We start from the raw sequence: 16425 nt of genomic DNA on the forward strand, positions 1-16425 counted from the left end.
TAGAATCACCTATATAAATAAAGTTCCATGAATGTATTATACCAGTCAATGCTTTATAGATATTATACATTAACTAAAAGTATATAAAACATTCTTATCTTTTAATTAATTAAATATGCCTTTTAACTAATTGTTCTAATTCAGCTTTTGGTCTAAAACCTACCATAGTATCTACCACTTTACCATCCTTAAATACAAGTAGTGTTGGTATACTTGCTATATTAAAGTTTTGAGAACTTTGTGGATTTTCATCTACATTCACCTTTGCAAATTTCGCAGTAGTAATTTCATTGGATAACTCCTCTATTACTGGTGATAACATCTTACAAGGACCGCACCATGATGCCCAAAAGTCCACCACTACAACTCCACTTTGACTTTGAATCTCGGCTTTAAAATTTGAATCCATTACTTCTTTCATCATAATATTATACCTCCTAAAACTATACCCCTATTGGGTATGCCTTGTTTATATTTTATTACATATAACAATAATAGTCAACTTTTATATATTCATCAACCCAAAATATTTACCACTAAGATTAATTATACCCCTGCTACTTCTCAAAGGTTCCTTTTGATAGCAATGTTCCTTGATTAAAAACTTCTTTTCCATTATAAAATACATTTGTTATATTTAAGTCAGAATCTACCATAACTAAATCTGCATCTTTGGACTTAACAATTGATCCCTTATCATTAAGCTTTAATACCTTTGCTACATTTGAAGTTATAGTCCTTATAGCATCCTCTACTGGGACCTTGTCTTTTAAAATAGCGTCTTTTACTTCTCTATAAAGAGATTTAACAGAACCTATTCCAAGGCCTATAATCTGCCTTTTTTCATCGAATATAGGAAGACTCCCCTCACCATCTGAAGAAAATGTTATTTGATGTATGGATATACCTTCATCTAATAATAATTTTAATCCCCTACTTGCTTTAACCTCATCTTTTTCTAAAAAGTCCGGATCAGAACTAGTTGTAAGATCTAAGTATCCTCCTTTTCTTCCAAAATTAATAGCTTCATTAAATAATTCAATGCTCCTATTTATATGAGTTGGTACAAATTGAGTTATAGGTATCTCAGTGTCTTCTATTATTTTATTTAAATAATCCATCTTTCTTTTGCCGTCACCTAAATGTATGTGCACTATACCAGCCTTGCCTGAAAGTATTCCAGCAACTCTTGCATGGGAGCTAAGTCTTACAAACTCATCATAGGTAGGTTGAGATGATCTATGATCCGAAAGAGCAATTTCGCCAACACCTATAATCTTATCTATTAACATGATATCTTCTTTTATATTTCCTGTTATTGTCTTCACCGGAACTTCATAAGAACCGGTATATAAATAAGTAGTCATACCTTCTTCCTCAAGCCCTTTAGCCTTAGCAAATAAAGCATTCATATTTCTACAAACCCCATCCGTTCCAAGACATCCAACTACAGTGGTTATACCAGCCTCTATTAACTCAGACAGCTGTATTTCTGGAGTCCTTGTTTTAAAGCCTCCTTCTCCACCTCCACCTATTAAGTGAACATGTGCATCTATAAATCCTGGAAATAATAATTTTCCGCTGCCATCTATAACTTTAATATCTAAAAAGTCCTTTGGTACTTCTATGCAGTCTTTTATCTCTTCTATTTTCCCTCCTGCAATAGCTATATCTTTCTTCCCTAAATAATCTGGGGCATAAACTTCAACATTTTTTATTATAGTAATCATATTAAATCACACACCCTTTCTTTAATTTTTAAGCACTTCCTTAACTTCCAATCATTTCTTTAATTTTTAAGTATTTCTTGAATCTTTGAATTATTGTATATAGAATTTTGGAACATATCCTCTATCTTTTTAGCATACTCTTTTGATTTTTTATTATCTGTATCTTTATATATTATTGCCATATTATATAACACTATATCTTCATAGCCCTGTCCTTCATATAAATTTATATATTCATCATAATATTTTACCGCTTCTTCTACATTTCCTTCTTTTTCATATAGAGTTCCTAAATAATATATTATGTGAGGGTTTAAATAACTTTCTTTAGAATAATCATAAGCTTTTAAAAAGTTATTTATAGCCTCTTTATTATCTTCTACCAAATATGTAGTTCCTAATTCATAAAAATACTTTCCGCCCTGGTCTATAAGTAAGGCTTCTCCTTTTACAAATAAACTTTTTTCATTTAAAGTTAAAGTTTTATTGTTCCACGCTTTCACAAAGCTATAAATTTCATTAAAATCTTTGTTATCTAAAGATGTTTTAAACTGTTCATAAGGGAAACTTTTATTTTCATCTGTTTTTTCATCCTCCTTGGTGTTATTTGTATCTTCACCTTTATCTTCAATGTTATCCGTTTCTATTTCTTTATCTATTTCTAAGGCTTCATTCTCTTTTTCATCATCTTTTTTATTCTCTTTAATTTTCTCTTGCTTTTTAGCTTCTTTTTTATTATGATAGCTGGAATATGCTTGTCCTATTTTAATCTTTCCAAAAGGATAAATATAAGTTTTTATACTCCATACTAACCCAAATAAAATAATTATAGAAAATATGAAAACTGCAACTTTTTCATAAGGAAATTTATACTTTAAAACTCCAAATTTTTTAAGCATTCTTTTATTTTCTAAAGCCACCTTATTTTTTTTATCTATTAATAGGACCTTCTCTACATATTCCTTAGCTTTCTCATATTCACCTTTTTTAATATACAATAAAGCTAGTGCATTATATACATTTATGCTATTAAATGAACTTTGTTCACACACATTTAAAATTTCCATAGCCTCTGGTAATTTTAATTCTTTCAAATACTTTACAGCTTCCTTATATAAATCTTCTTTTTCTTTATCACCATTAGAATCTTCTAGATATTTTTTAGCTACAGAATCATTACTTACATCTTTATTTATCTTCCAAAGAGCAGTAGCCCCCTTAAGATCACCCTTTATATAAAATAATAATCCCTTAAGATTTATTATAGGTGCATTTTTTAAATCCTCAGATATTCCTTTTTCACAAAACTTTAAAGCCTTATCTATGTTCCCCTCTTGGTATAATTTCATTGCCTTTGAGTATATTCTTTTTGACGTGTTATCCATGTAGTTCTCCTTTTCCCTATGCTTATAATAATTATTAATCTTTTCTTAATTCATTATAGTTTCTATATATATGCTGTATATATGCTTTCTTTAATTCATTATAATTGTTATATATATATGCTTTCCTTAATTCATTATAATTGCTATGTAAATGTTTTAAAACAACTTTTTTAAAATAAACTAAATATCTCTGTCCTATTGAATATAATTATACCAATGATTTCTATTATATATTAATGTTAATTTAAAATAAAAAAGCTACCCTAAGCTAAAAGGTAGCTATATCCTCATTCTATTACCTAAACTATGCTTGTTAAAACTTTAATATATTTGTAACTAATTTTCACCCACAATGTAGTATTATAATTTTATATCCTAGTTTTGTGGTGGTGTTAGTATTTGCAGGATACTCCAGTTTTTATCTGTCTTTTGTTTAATTAAGATAAAATAATTGTAGTAAGTTGAACTTTTAAGTTTTGTATCTGCACTAGTATTTATTTCATAATCTGACATTACACCATAGACTTTAAAATCATATTTATTATTTTTACTTAGTGATGCATCTGTTACATCTACTATTCTATTTATGTTTAATTTATTTATATCCTTAATATCACCAATATAATTTTTATATTCCTGTTTGAAATTTTTTTCGAATAGCTTTAAAGCTGTATCCTTGTTTCCTTCATTTATATTCCTTGAAAAATCATATAATAAGGTTACAGAATTTTCTTTAGAGTTTGTTACTTCTTTATAATTTATAGTTCTTTTTTCTTCATGATATTCTTGTTTTAAATCATCATTGAAGGAAATTGTTTTTAATTCTAAGCTATCTTTGTTATTTTCCACACTAGTAATCTTTTCTTTATTAGCTGTTGGATTGTAAACTAAACTAGCTTTCATAGTATCTAAATTTATTGAATACAGGTTACCTCCAGGAGATATATCATGATTTTCTATACCTACTATTACAAATATATTTTTATCATCTGCCCATTCTAAATACATTGGGTAATTCTTATCTTTTTCTTTACCTTCTAAAGATATCTTCCACGCCTCATTTTTAGCATTATCTCTTACTATTATACTTCCACTTTTATCTTTTAAATAGTAACTTTCTTTCCCTTCAATACAAATGGAAGTGTCCATATTAAAAGAAGAAATCCAAGGTGTTGAATCTTGTGGCTTATAGTCATAACTTATAGGTTCCTTTGTAAACAAAGGTATACTTTCACTTTTATCATAAGTTTCATCTGCCAACCTTTTAGATATAGCCTTATATTCATCTTTATTTATCTCTAATACTACAGAGTTTCTATCTTCTGCGGAACTTCTCTTTTCTTCGTTACTTATATCCATACCTTTATTACCTAAGTTCTCACTTTTTAATTTCAAATCCTTATTCAAGTCTTCTTTAGGATCTACTATTGCCATTTTCGAGCTTTCATCTTTATTGAATATATTCCTATTTAAATAAGGTGCAGACATTAAAAATACAAAGGCAAACACTGCAAAGGTGATATATCTTTTAGAATTCCTAAAAAAATGGAATTTTATTTTTTTAGGAATTCTTTTAGAATATCTGCTTTTATCTATGGATGCAACTATGTCTCCTCTAAGATTAGTAAACATGGTGGTATTTACGTCTAATGAATCTTTTAATGTGTTTTCTATTCCCATCTCCTTTTCATAGATATCCCTGCAATTAGGGCATTTATTTATATGTTCTTCCATAGAAATCTTCATATCATTTTGTAAATTATCTTCTATATAATCATAAATCTTTTTTCTGAAAACATCACACTTCATATAAATACTACACCCCTTTTATGTTTTCTCTCTTATCAATAAAAAAGGTTCTAAATTTATCTCTACATTTATAGTATCTCCTTTTTACTGCTGATTCACTCATATTCATAATTTCGGAAATATCCAAAAAAGTTAAGCTTTCAGTATATCTTAGAATTATTATTTGTCTATCTATATCTGAAAGTCCATTAATAAATTTTTCTACAACAACCTTTACTTCTTTAAATTCTAATATTTCCTCTGGTGAAGGCTCTTTTGAAGAAACACTTATAATATCTTCAATATTAGCTTCATAAACTCTTTTATATTTTCTTATATAGTCTATACACTTATTCCTAGCTATTTGCAGAATCCAATTAGAAAATTTATATTGAGGATTATACATATATAACTTATTATAAATTGTTATAAACACTTCTTGAGTTATATCTTCTGCTGCTTCTTTATCCTTTATCATTCCATATACAAATTTAATTATGTTTGATTGGTATTTATTAACCATTATATTAAAACTATCAATATTACCTGCTAAAATTTCTTTTACAAGTTTTAAATCTTCATCCAAAAATAACACGCTCCTAATCCATGTAATAATGGATGCATCTATTCCTATTCATAATATATACGTAAGCTTTAAGGTGTAGTTACATCTAATTTAAATTATATCAAAAAATCACAGGTTAATCCTGTGATTTTCGAAAAATGTATATTCATTTTAATTATATATGGATTTTAATTATATGCAGGGTACCATATATTGGTTTATTAAGCAAAGTGTTTAAACTGCCTTTTTGTAACTTGAATCATTTTTTATTCCTGCTCTAATATTATTTGTTTAGCTCCTAATATTGAAGATGCACTCATAGAAAATTCATCTAATCCATATTCTATTAATGTAGGTATAGCTTCTATATCTCCTGCCATTTCCCCACACATCCCGCACCATTTGCCTTCACTATGAGCTCCTTCTATAGTCATCTTTATTAGACTTAATACAGCTGGATGCATTGGATCGTAAAGGTATGATACTTTTTCACTCATTCTATCTGCTGCTAGGGTATATTGAATAAGATCATTTGTACCTATAGAGAAAAAATCAACATGTTTTGCAAGTTCCTTTGCACAGATTGCGGCTGATGGTATTTCCACCATAATGCCCCACTCTATATTATCACTATATTTTATGTCCTCTGATTTTAATTCTTTCTTACATTCTTCTACTATTTCCTTAGACTTTAAAAATTCATTTAAAGAAGATATCATAGGAAACATTACTTTTAAGTTTCCAAATACAGAAGCTCTTAGTAAAGCCCTTAGTTGTACTTTAAATATGTCCACTCTATCAAGACATAATCTTATAGCTCTATATCCTAAGAAAGGATTCATTTCCTCTGGTAATGGAAGGTAGGATAACTTTTTATCTCCTCCAATGTCTAGAGTCCTTATAACTACAGGTTTATCCTCCATCTTTTCTAGGACATATTTATAAGATTCAAATTGTTCCTCTTCTGTTGGGAATTTATCTTTATCCATATATAAAAATTCTGATCTAAAGAGCCCAACTCCATCAGCTCCATTTTCTATAACCTTATTTACATCTTGTGGCTGTCCTATGTTTCCTGATACATCTATTCTTTTGCCAGATTTTGTAGAGGTCTTAACTTCTATAAGTCTCTTTAATTCTTCTACTTCTTTATTATAACTTTTAGCTTTTTCTTCATATATTTTAATAGTTTCTTTATCTGGATTTATTATTACATTTCCTTCAATACCATCCACTATTACAAGGTCCTTATTTTTAACTAATGAAGTTATATCCTTCATGCCAACCACCGCTGGAATTTCAAGAGTTCTTGCCATTATAGCGCTATGAGAAGTTCTTCCTCCAATATTAGTTAAAAATGCAATTACCTTTTCTTTATCTAATTGTGCTGTGTCTGATGGTGTTAAATCATCTGCCACTAATATAGTATCTTTTTCTTGAATTTCAAGGCCTTTAACTTTTCCTAAAAGATTCAATATTATTCTATTAGAAACATCTTTTATGTCAGCAGCTCTTTCCTTCATATATTCATCTTCCATCTGTTCGAATATACTTAAAAATGTTCCCGATACTGAACTTACAGCTTTTTCTGCATTAGTTTTATTATCTTCAATTTCTAATTTAATAGCTCCTACAAATTCAGGGTCTTCTAAAAGCATAATGTGACTTTCAAAAACAGCAGCCTTTTCTTCTCCCATATTTTCAAAAGCCTTTTGTTTAACTTCTTCTATTTGGGTTCTAGACAGATCTAAGGCTTTTACCAATCTTTCTATTTCACCTTTAGTATCCTTTACCTTATCATTAGTTATTATTATCTCTTCATTTTCTTTTATTGACACATATCCAATAGCGTATCCTCTTGAAGCGGCTATACCTTTTTTCATAATTCTTCCTGACTTAAATAATTAAAGTCAGGATTTTCACCTACCTTTCATTTGTATAAGTTATCTAAATAATAGTATTATCTTTATTTTAAAAATTCTTCATCTTACTAACTTTTGTCACAATCCTATTTTATTAACTTTTGTAACAATTCCACCTTATAATATATAAAGCAATATTCATGCCAAGTGTCCTACTAATTTTATATCTTTATACGTTTTAAAGTAGTATAAAAGAAAGTCTCAAAATTAAGCCAATTTAAATTCTACTATTTATATTACTTAACATATCTAAGCTTATCTACATCAAACTTTATACACATTACTACAGTTATCCTTTTACTAACTACATTTATATTATATAAAATAGAACTATTAAATCTTTTGTTTTTATTTGCATATTATCCATGTAAATATTTATTATAGTAAAAATTTTAACTTATATACATCATGGTATCACAATAAGCTGATAAATTTTATCAACCCTTATTTATTAATAATATTTTACCCTAAATTACCCTTATATAAGTGTGGCAAAACATGTATACATAATTTATTTTTATATTTATGGGTTTTAAAACCTTTACATCCGTGTTTTTGTAAGATACTTCTATTTATATAGATTTATATTTATCTGTGTAGTATGATAGTGTTGATAAAAAGTATCAAGTTTGTTAAATTTGTTGATACTTTTTATCAACGCTTATTTATATTAATACTATTTTAGGAGGTTAAAGATGTTTTCAAAAGATATTGTTATAAAAATTCATAACGGTCTTCATACTAGAGTGGCTGCTATGCTAATAAATAAATGTGATGAGCTTATTTTAAAACATTTAAGCAAAATTTATATAAGCACTAACTATGCAAAGGATCCAATTGCTATAAGCATGCTTGCTCTTTTGTCTTTAAAAATTAGAGAAGGTGAAACCATAACTATTTCTTCTGAAAATAAGCAAGCTGTCGATGAACTTGGTGCTTTCATAATTAATATACTTCCAGGAACTTCACCACATATGAAGGCCATAGATGCAATTTTAGAAGAAACTAATATAGCTAATGAACAAATAATAGAAAACATACCAATAGGTATAATAGTAATAGATATAAATTCAAATATAACAACTATAAATGACTATGCCTTAAAGATTATAGATAAAACTTCCAAAGATGTCTTAGGTAAAGATATAAAAGATATAATTCCAAACTCCGATCTTCCTAATATAATTATATCAAAGATTAAACATTTAGGTAAAATCCAACATATCAATAATCATATAACCATGGTTAATAGAAGTCCTATATTCTCTAACAATAAGGTTATTGGTGCTATAGGTGTCTTTCAAGACATTTCAGAAATTGCTAGCATGAAAGAAGTTAATGAAAAGTTTAAAAAGATTTTAGCCTCTTCTCATGATATGATTTGTTTTGTAGATGCAGATGGTTATATAAGCTATGTAAATCCATCTTATGAGAAAAATTATAACTTAAATAGTAATTCTATTTTGGGTAAAAACATTAAGGATATCTCACCTAAAGGTATTAGAGTGAAAGTACTTAATTCAAAAGAAAAGATAGAAGATATAATATACAAAAAGGAAGGCATTAATTTAATATCTACAGTAGAACCTATATTTATTGATGGTGAATTTAAAGGCATCATATCTACCTCTAAAAGGGTAGAAGATATAAAAGATTTAATGAATAAGCTTAAACAGTCTCAAAAAGAATTAGACTATTATAAAGAGGAACTAACACGTCATACTAGCTTAAAATCTACATTTGACGACATAATAGGCTATAATAGAAACTTCACAAAGGTTTTAGATGTTTGTGAAAAAGCTTCCCAGGGCACTTCTACTGTACTTATTACTAGTGAAAGTGGCACAGGGAAAGAACTTATAGCTAAAGCAATACATAATAATAGCAAAAGAAAGAATAAACCCTTTGTTAAAGTTAATTGTGCTGCCATTCCTGAAAATTTATTAGAAAGTGAACTTTTTGGTTATGAAAAAGGAGCCTTTACAGGTGCTATTAAAAATAAACCTGGTAAGTTTGCTATTGCAGATGGGGGCACTATATTTTTAGATGAAATAGGAGATATGTTATTATCTATGCAAGCAAAACTATTAAGAGTTCTTCAAGAAATGGAAATTGAAAGTCTTGGTGGCACTTCACCACAAAAAATTGATGTTAGAGTTATAGCTGCAACTAATAAGGATCTATCTTCTATGATAAAAGATAAAACCTTTAGAGAGGATTTATTTTATAGACTTAATGTTATTCCTATTACCTTACCTCCCCTTAGGGAAAGAAAAGAAGATATAGAACCTTTAGTTGAGCACTTTATCATAAAATTGAATAAAAAATTAGATAAAAACATTCTTGAAGTGAATAAAAAGGGTCTTTCTTTACTTCAAGAGTATCACTGGCCTGGCAATATTCGTGAACTTGAAAACATAATTGAAAGGGCTATAAACCTTTGTGAAGGAGTTATAATTACACAAGAAGACTTCCCTATATATATTCAAAAAGACCTTGAAAAAGAAACCACTTTAATTAATACTCCAAATGGGGAAATCTTAAACTTTCAAGAATACGAAAAAGAAATAATAAAACTTGCTATGAAAAAATATAAAAGTTTTAATAAGGCAGGAAAAGCGCTAGGACTTACCCACAGAACTGTATCTTTAAAGTGCAAAAAATATGATATTTCTGTGGATTAATTGTTAATTTAAACTTTTAATGAATTATAAGCTATGTTTAAAAGATTATTTTATGTTACTTAAAGTGACTTAACTCATACTTAAAGAGTATTTTAAATTAAAAGGACTTAACTTATACTTTAAAAGCACTTTAAATTATGATGACGTAACTTATTACTTTAAATTATAAGTACTGAGCCTATACTTAAAGAATACTTTAAGTATAGGCTCAGTACTTTGAAATTTTAAAAGTTAATTAAATCATTAAATTCTTTGTACTTTCTAACATTATTAAAATCCGTTTCTTCCTTTGCTGCCTCTTTTACTTTAGGATCTAATTCTATTGCCTTTTCCATAGATCTTAAAGTGTTTTCTAAGTCTCCATACCTACCATATATACTAGCCTTTCCATAATAGCTCCATACATAGTCTTCAATCTCTAAGGCCTCATCATATAATTTTAGAGATTCCTCATACTTTCCAAATAGTTCATAAATTAAAGCTTTATTAAATCTTGAGTAACCAAAGTCTGGATTTATCTCTAAAGATTTATCTATATACTCTAAGCCTTTTTCAAAATTACCTTTGTAGCCTGTAGCTATACCTTTTATATTATAGGCTTTATAATTATTTTCATCTAAATCTATAACTTCATCACACTTTTGTATGGCTTCATCATATTTTCCATCATAAAACTTAGCCAAGGCTTCTTCGTTTTTGCTATCTAATTCTTTATTTTTCTCATTAGTTGCAATAATTTTAGCATTTTCATCTTTCTTTTCTTTTAAAATAATCTCTTGCTCTTCTTCTATTTTCTCTAACTTAATCCCTTCTTCATACCTTGTATAAGATATTACAAACACAGCTAAAAAAGTTAATACTGTAAATAGCCTAATCTTTATTTTTACATCTTTATTCATATGCATTTTTTACCCCTTCTAATTCATTGATAAAAAATTTCTTTTTTATTTCTTCTAAGAATATTGTAACGGCTAAAATGTCTGCACTTCCACCAGGACTAATTTTCCTTTTAATAAAGTCTTCTTCTAGAGACATTATTTCTTTTATTCCTTCTTCTTTGCACATTCCTCCAAGATCTAATATATACTTTGATCTTTCCTTTACTTCATTTAGTGTATCTATTGAATGTCTATATAGTATAGTTGTATCATCACAATATTGCATTATTCCAATAAGTGTATTTACTATTCTATCTTTATGTACTAATAACTTATTTTCTTCATAAAAGGGAAGTGAATAATTAAAAACTAATGGAAGGCCTTTTTCAACTTCTTTGCGAACTCCCTTTATTCCATATTTTAAATATAACTTTTCACCATGAGATAGATCTTTTTTCAAGTTAATATCTTTAAAATCTTTCTTTGTAATTCCTATGGTCATAGCTTTCATATTACCTTGAATTGATTTAAAATCTTGATTTTCATAAAGAGTTTTGGATACTGCAGCTACAGTTATACCCATAACAAATAACATACCCTTATGAGTATTTATTCCTGAAGTTTTTAAAAACATTTCCTTTTCTGCCTCTATGCCTATGTCCCTTATATTTTTAAATATTTCTTCATGGCTTTTATTAGAATAACCTTCCTTAGAAAAAAGTAACATGAACTTTATAAGTGCAGTTGTACTATCTATGAATTTATAATAATCCATATCACTATGTGACCCTGAATTAATTGGTGATACAAGCCCTGGTTTAGGGTAGGTTAAAACCTCATATAACATTGCTTGCACTGCAAGCTCTCCTATGCTAAAGGATATGAGTCCTATTTCATCTTTAGCCTTCATTTACAGCCCCCTTGAACCATTTATAACTTTTCTCTATGTAATCTACTACATCTTTAAATTCATGGTTTTCTGATCTTACACAAATCATAGCATTTTCATCACATATAAAACATCGTCTTGGAGCTTTACCTAATATTTTTCGAGATATACTCTTTTTATCATCACTAGAATATACATCTATATCAACACATCTACCTAAAGGATGATTGTCTTCAATTTCAACACACATCTTTTTAACCTCTAAAGATTCTTTATCTAAAATCATAGTAATATTAGGTCCCTCTGCTGTTATTGTGATAAGCTTAAATACATTTACACTGCCAAACATAGCATCTAAAAGTTTGTCCATAACCATTATTATTCCTTGTGATGTACTATTATCTTTCATTATCCCTGGATAGTTTACCCTTATAAAGACTAATGTTTTATCGAATCTATCCAAAAGTTCTTCTTGGAAACTTACCCTTTTTTCCCTCTCTACTAAAATATCCTCTTTAGTGTAATTCATATTTTTTTCGAAGACTTAACTTATGTTATATCTCCTGCTATCTCCTTTCCAATTTCAGTTTGTAAAAACTCTAAAGTCACACTTGGAAGAAGGGCTTCTAACTTATTAATATCCCCATTCTTTATTAATGTTCTAACTTTAGAGGCACTTATTGCTTCACCATCTATAGACATTCTAGGTATTACAGTTAAATCAATATTAAACCTTTCTAATTGTTTAAGTAAGGAATCATTATAGGCACTTGTTACGTTACAATAGGGCTCTTCGCCTACAAATCTTCTCTCTATATTTAATTCTTTACAAAAATACTTTGCAAATATACCTGCATCTATATCTGTATATGTTTTTAATATATCATCCTCTTTTTTTAAGAAATATGTAGGAAATGTAGCCAAAGATATAATATACTCCCCGCCCCTAATAACCTTAACATTATTCAAATCAAAAGTTCCGTCTTTAACCATATTATATCGACTTTCAAATGGAAAAACTGACTTATCCTCTTCTACTACAAATACCAAAACCTCGTTTGAAACCTTTGAAGCCTCTTCAATTAAGTATCGGTGACCTTTGGTGAAAGGATTGCAATTCATAACCAAAGCAGATCTTGATTTAGTAATATCTATATTATGCTTTTTGATAAGCTTTTTAATATGATCATGAATATCATATATACCACTTTCAAGCAAGGCTGCCTTTTGTGCTTTATATAAAAGCTTAAATCCTAAAGATGAGAATATATCTATATTTTCAGGTTTTGTAAATATAAAGCTATGATATATTTCTTCATAAAACAACCTATCTAAAATTGAGTTTACGAGCATTGCAGTAATTCCTTCACCTTGTAACTTATGATTTATAGCAAAACCTTTTAAGATATTTTTACCCTTAGATGCTGTAGCTACTATATCACCTTTTCCCCTTAAAACTACTGTATAATCTATATCTTTTTCGTAATTTAAGTTAAAGGTATTTAAAAATCTTTTAACTTCATTTCTTTCTTCTTCATTGTTAATATCAATAATTTCTATTTGCAATCCATCCATTTGAATCACCTATTCCTATTTTTAATAATTTAATTTTAGCTATATATTTTCAAAAAAGCAGATGAATAAATATAACAGTTTATTTAATCATTTAAACTTTTTTAGTTTAAGTAATATAACTATTTTAGTTTTAGAAGGAGACTTAAACTCCATCTAAAACTTATTTTTCTATCTATTCTTTCGTTTTTCTAATAACGTCTATCACAGTTCCATCTCTGTATTCAACTACTGCTACTATATCTTCTTTTAATTCTATATCTTTTGGTTTTCCTGTTAACTCTTCACATATATCTTTTAGCTTTTCTATAGTCATTATAGGAAGATTTGTTCCTTTTAATTTTTCTATTAAATCCTGCCTTCTTGGGTTTATTGCAATACCTCTTTCTGTTACTAAAACATCTATGGTTTCTCCTGGAGTATTAACTGTTGTAATCTTATCTCTAATTAAAGGTAGTCTTGCCTTCATAAGATTAGAAACTATTATTGTAAGTTTAGCTCCTGCTGCTGTATCGCTGTGTCCTCCTGATCCTCCCATTATAGTTCCATCTGATGCTGTTGTAACATTTACATTGAAATTTGTGTCTATTTCTGTAGCTCCTAAAATAACAATATCTAGCTTATTTACTACAGCTCCTTTATTATGAGGATTCCCATACATAGATGCTGACATTCTTTGATGTTTATGGCTTGTAGAATAAGACTCCACTGCCTTTAAATCAAAACATTGCACATCAAATAAGTATTGAAATAACCCTTCTCTGAACATATCTACAATATATCCTGTTATTCCACCTGAAGCAAAGCTGCCTTTTATATTATCTCTTATCATTATATCTTTTAATTCCTGTGCTACAGCAAGTGATATACCCCCAGCACCTGTTTGAAAGGACATTCCATCCTTAATTAATCCGGAAGCTTCCATAACCCCTGCAGCCATTTTAGCTATTTTAAGTCCCACAGGATCTTTAGTTATCTTTGTTGTTCCTGAAACTATGCCTTCAGGATCACCTATAGAATCTACAACTACAACATAATCTACATAGATTTGACTTATTTCAATAGGACAGTTTGGATAAGGAACTATAGTATCTGTAATAGCTATAACCTTATCTGCATACTCTGCATCTGCTATAGCGTAACCTAAAGCTCCACAAGCGGATTTCCCATTTAGTCCATTTATATTTCCATAATCATCGGAGGTTGGTGCTGCAATAAATGCCACATCTATTTTTACATCACCACTTTCAATAGCCCTTCCTCTACCTCCATGTGTTTGCATTATAGCTGGATTTTTTAAACCACCTTCTGAAATGCACTTAGCCACAGGTCCTGAGATATAACTTGCTATTATGTTTGTTACTATGCCTTTTTTTATATATTCTACTAAGGGTGCATGTACTGGAAATATAGCACTTGCAGCCACAGTTAAATCTTTTACTCCTCTTTCAGCTATTTTCTCTAAAAGCATGTTAAATACCTTATCACCATTTCTTAAATGATGATGAAAGGATATTGTCATACCGTCTTTTATATCTACCTTGTCTAAAGCTTCATCTATAGACTCTAAAATCTTTTTATCCTCTGGTCCTACAGAACTTTCTTTAACTGAGATCTTTCTTTTTACTATTGAATTTTGATATGCTCCATTAAATGGAACCACACTTCCATAACCTTCTATATATTCTGGAATATCTCTTTCTATATAGTTATTCATAAGTCTATCCCACCTTTTTTGATTGTTTTATTATATAAGATTTAATAATTTAGCTAGTTCTACAGTTGTTGTTGCTCTATTTATTATAGGCGCATCTATCATCTTTCCATCTAAAGAAAACACACCTTTTCCTTCTCTTTCAGCTTGTTCCATAGCCTTTAACACTCTTAATGCGTGATTTACCTCTTCTTTTGTAGGTGCAAAAACACTATGTATACTGTCTATTTGTCTTGGGTTTATTGCAGACTTTCCAGTAAGTCCAAGACCTTTTGCTTTTAATGTATCTTTTTCTAATCCTTCAAAGTCATTAGTATCTGTAAAAGGAGTATCTATAGAATCTATTTTAAAGGCTCTACATACTGTAGCTACCCTATTTCTCGCATAAAATATTTCTTCTCCATCTTTTGTTCTCTTTATACCTAAATCAGAGGTCAAGTCTTCTCCACCTAATAAAATAGCAACTACTCTGTTTGAAGCGTTTATTACATTATATACAGTTTCAAGTCCAAAAGCTGTTTCTATAAGTGGTATTATCTTTATAGAACCTTTTTCAAACCCTTCTTCTTCTTCTATTTTATTCAATATTTCATGAGCTTCTCTTATTTCATTTTCATCAGCCTTTGGTACCATTATACTGTCAGGCTTAGTTCTTGCTATACCATCTAAATCTAAATGGCCAAACTCTGTATCTAGTGGATTAATTCTAACTACCACCTCTACAGATGAGTAATCCACATTTTTTATAGCTTCTCTAACCAATACTCTAGCACTATCTTTTTCTGTTATGCTTACTGCATCTTCTAAGTCTAAAATTATAGAATCAGCACCTAGTATAGCTGCATTTTGAAGCATCCCTGGATTATTTCCAGGCATAAAAAGCATAGTTCTTCTTAATTTTTTCATTTGAAATACACCTCACAATATTGTTTCTTATAATTATTTTACTACTTTTCCATAGCTCTTTTTATTGCAGTTTCTACTCTTGCCTTTATGGTATAATCTAATGCACCTTTGTCCTGTGCCTTTAAGCTTACAGATTCAATCTTTAAATCTTTTAATGTTTCCTCTATAACTTTTAATATTTGGTCTCCAAATTGCTTCATTACTATACTTTCTAACTTAATATCTACAGTATCCGCTTCATTTGGGGATACCATTATAAATACATCATTAGATTCTAAAGTTCCTGCCTTTGCCACCTTAGAAATTTTCATAAAAATCACTCCTCTTATAAAAAAGGTTCATTAATTTAAATACTTATTTTAACCTCTTTGTTTGTTTTATTTACCCATAAC

At 28.8% G+C, this 16425-nt stretch carries 14 protein-coding genes; 1 reads left to right on the forward strand and 13 read right to left on the reverse strand.

All coding sequences use genetic code 11. The features are described 5' to 3' along the window. Window positions 1–109: 109 nt before the first annotated feature. From trxA to ptsP, 6 genes are all read right to left on the reverse strand, one after another. On the reverse strand, window positions 110–424 hold the full coding sequence (trxA, locus tag BV55_RS0103315; protein WP_029451342.1) for a thioredoxin: 315 nt from the start codon (window positions 422–424) through the stop codon (window positions 110–112). Between the two features lie 133 nt (window positions 425–557). Then, complete coding sequence (iadA, locus tag BV55_RS0103320; protein ID WP_029451344.1) at window positions 558–1730, reverse strand: beta-aspartyl-peptidase; 1173 nt, start codon at window positions 1728–1730, stop codon at window positions 558–560. 59 nt (window positions 1731–1789) lie between these two features. Then, window positions 1790–3115: a tetratricopeptide repeat protein gene (locus BV55_RS0103325; protein ID WP_029451345.1), complete on the reverse strand. Its 1326-nt coding sequence runs from the start codon at window positions 3113–3115 to the stop codon at window positions 1790–1792. A 375-nt stretch (window positions 3116–3490) separates the two neighbouring features. Then, window positions 3491–4924 (reverse strand): DUF4652 domain-containing protein, encoded by a 1434-nt coding sequence (locus BV55_RS0103330; RefSeq protein ID WP_029451346.1) that lies wholly within the window; start codon window positions 4922–4924, stop codon window positions 3491–3493. Between the two features lie 7 nt (window positions 4925–4931). After that, complete coding sequence (locus BV55_RS15035; protein WP_051652386.1) at window positions 4932–5489, reverse strand: RNA polymerase sigma factor; 558 nt, start codon at window positions 5487–5489, stop codon at window positions 4932–4934. Window positions 5490–5734: 245 nt separating this feature from the next. Continuing rightward, entirely contained in the window at window positions 5735–7351 is a 1617-nt protein-coding gene (gene ptsP / locus BV55_RS0103340) for a phosphoenolpyruvate--protein phosphotransferase (protein WP_029451347.1), read from the reverse strand. 734 nt (window positions 7352–8085) lie between these two features. On the opposite strand from ptsP, the gene BV55_RS0103345 reads away from it, so the two are divergent. Beyond that, on the forward strand, window positions 8086–10074 hold the full coding sequence (locus BV55_RS0103345) for a sigma 54-interacting transcriptional regulator (RefSeq protein ID WP_029451349.1): 1989 nt from the start codon (window positions 8086–8088) through the stop codon (window positions 10072–10074). Window positions 10075–10298: 224 nt separating this feature from the next. Here BV55_RS0103345 and BV55_RS0103350 read toward each other — a convergent pair whose 3' ends face one another. The 7 genes from BV55_RS0103350 to citD all read right to left on the reverse strand — a co-directional run bounded on the left by BV55_RS0103350 (window position 10299) and on the right by citD (window position 16344). Then, window positions 10299–10973 (reverse strand): tetratricopeptide repeat protein, encoded by a 675-nt coding sequence (locus BV55_RS0103350; RefSeq protein ID WP_242850848.1) that lies wholly within the window; start codon window positions 10971–10973, stop codon window positions 10299–10301. Continuing rightward, window positions 10966–11862, reverse strand: a complete 897-nt coding sequence (gene citG / locus BV55_RS0103355; protein WP_029451353.1) for a triphosphoribosyl-dephospho-CoA synthase CitG — start codon at window positions 11860–11862, stop codon at window positions 10966–10968. Before citG ends, BV55_RS0103350 begins: the two co-directional genes overlap by 8 nt. Then, a complete protein-coding gene (gene citX, locus BV55_RS0103360; RefSeq protein WP_029451355.1) occupies window positions 11852–12370 on the reverse strand; it encodes a citrate lyase holo-[acyl-carrier protein] synthase in 519 nt (172 codons plus the stop codon). Before citX ends, citG begins: the two co-directional genes overlap by 11 nt. Window positions 12371–12390: 20 nt before the next feature. Next, window positions 12391–13416, reverse strand: a complete 1026-nt coding sequence (gene citC / locus BV55_RS0103365; RefSeq protein ID WP_029451357.1) for a [citrate (pro-3S)-lyase] ligase — start codon at window positions 13414–13416, stop codon at window positions 12391–12393. A 172-nt stretch (window positions 13417–13588) separates the two neighbouring features. Continuing rightward, window positions 13589–15130, reverse strand: a complete 1542-nt coding sequence (citF, locus tag BV55_RS0103370) for a citrate lyase subunit alpha (RefSeq protein ID WP_029451358.1) — start codon at window positions 15128–15130, stop codon at window positions 13589–13591. A 30-nt stretch (window positions 15131–15160) separates the two neighbouring features. Further along, complete coding sequence (locus BV55_RS0103375; protein WP_029451359.1) at window positions 15161–16033, reverse strand: HpcH/HpaI aldolase/citrate lyase family protein; 873 nt, start codon at window positions 16031–16033, stop codon at window positions 15161–15163. 41 nt (window positions 16034–16074) lie between these two features. Further along, entirely contained in the window at window positions 16075–16344 is a 270-nt protein-coding gene (gene citD, locus BV55_RS0103380; protein WP_029451361.1) for a citrate lyase acyl carrier protein, read from the reverse strand. Between the last annotated feature and the right edge of the window lie 81 nt (window positions 16345–16425).

Origin of the sequence: Clostridium algidicarnis (assembly GCF_000703125.1) — a bacterium.
In the GTDB taxonomy this organism is placed as follows: Bacteria; Bacillota; Clostridia; order Clostridiales; family Clostridiaceae; genus Clostridium_L; species Clostridium_L algidicarnis.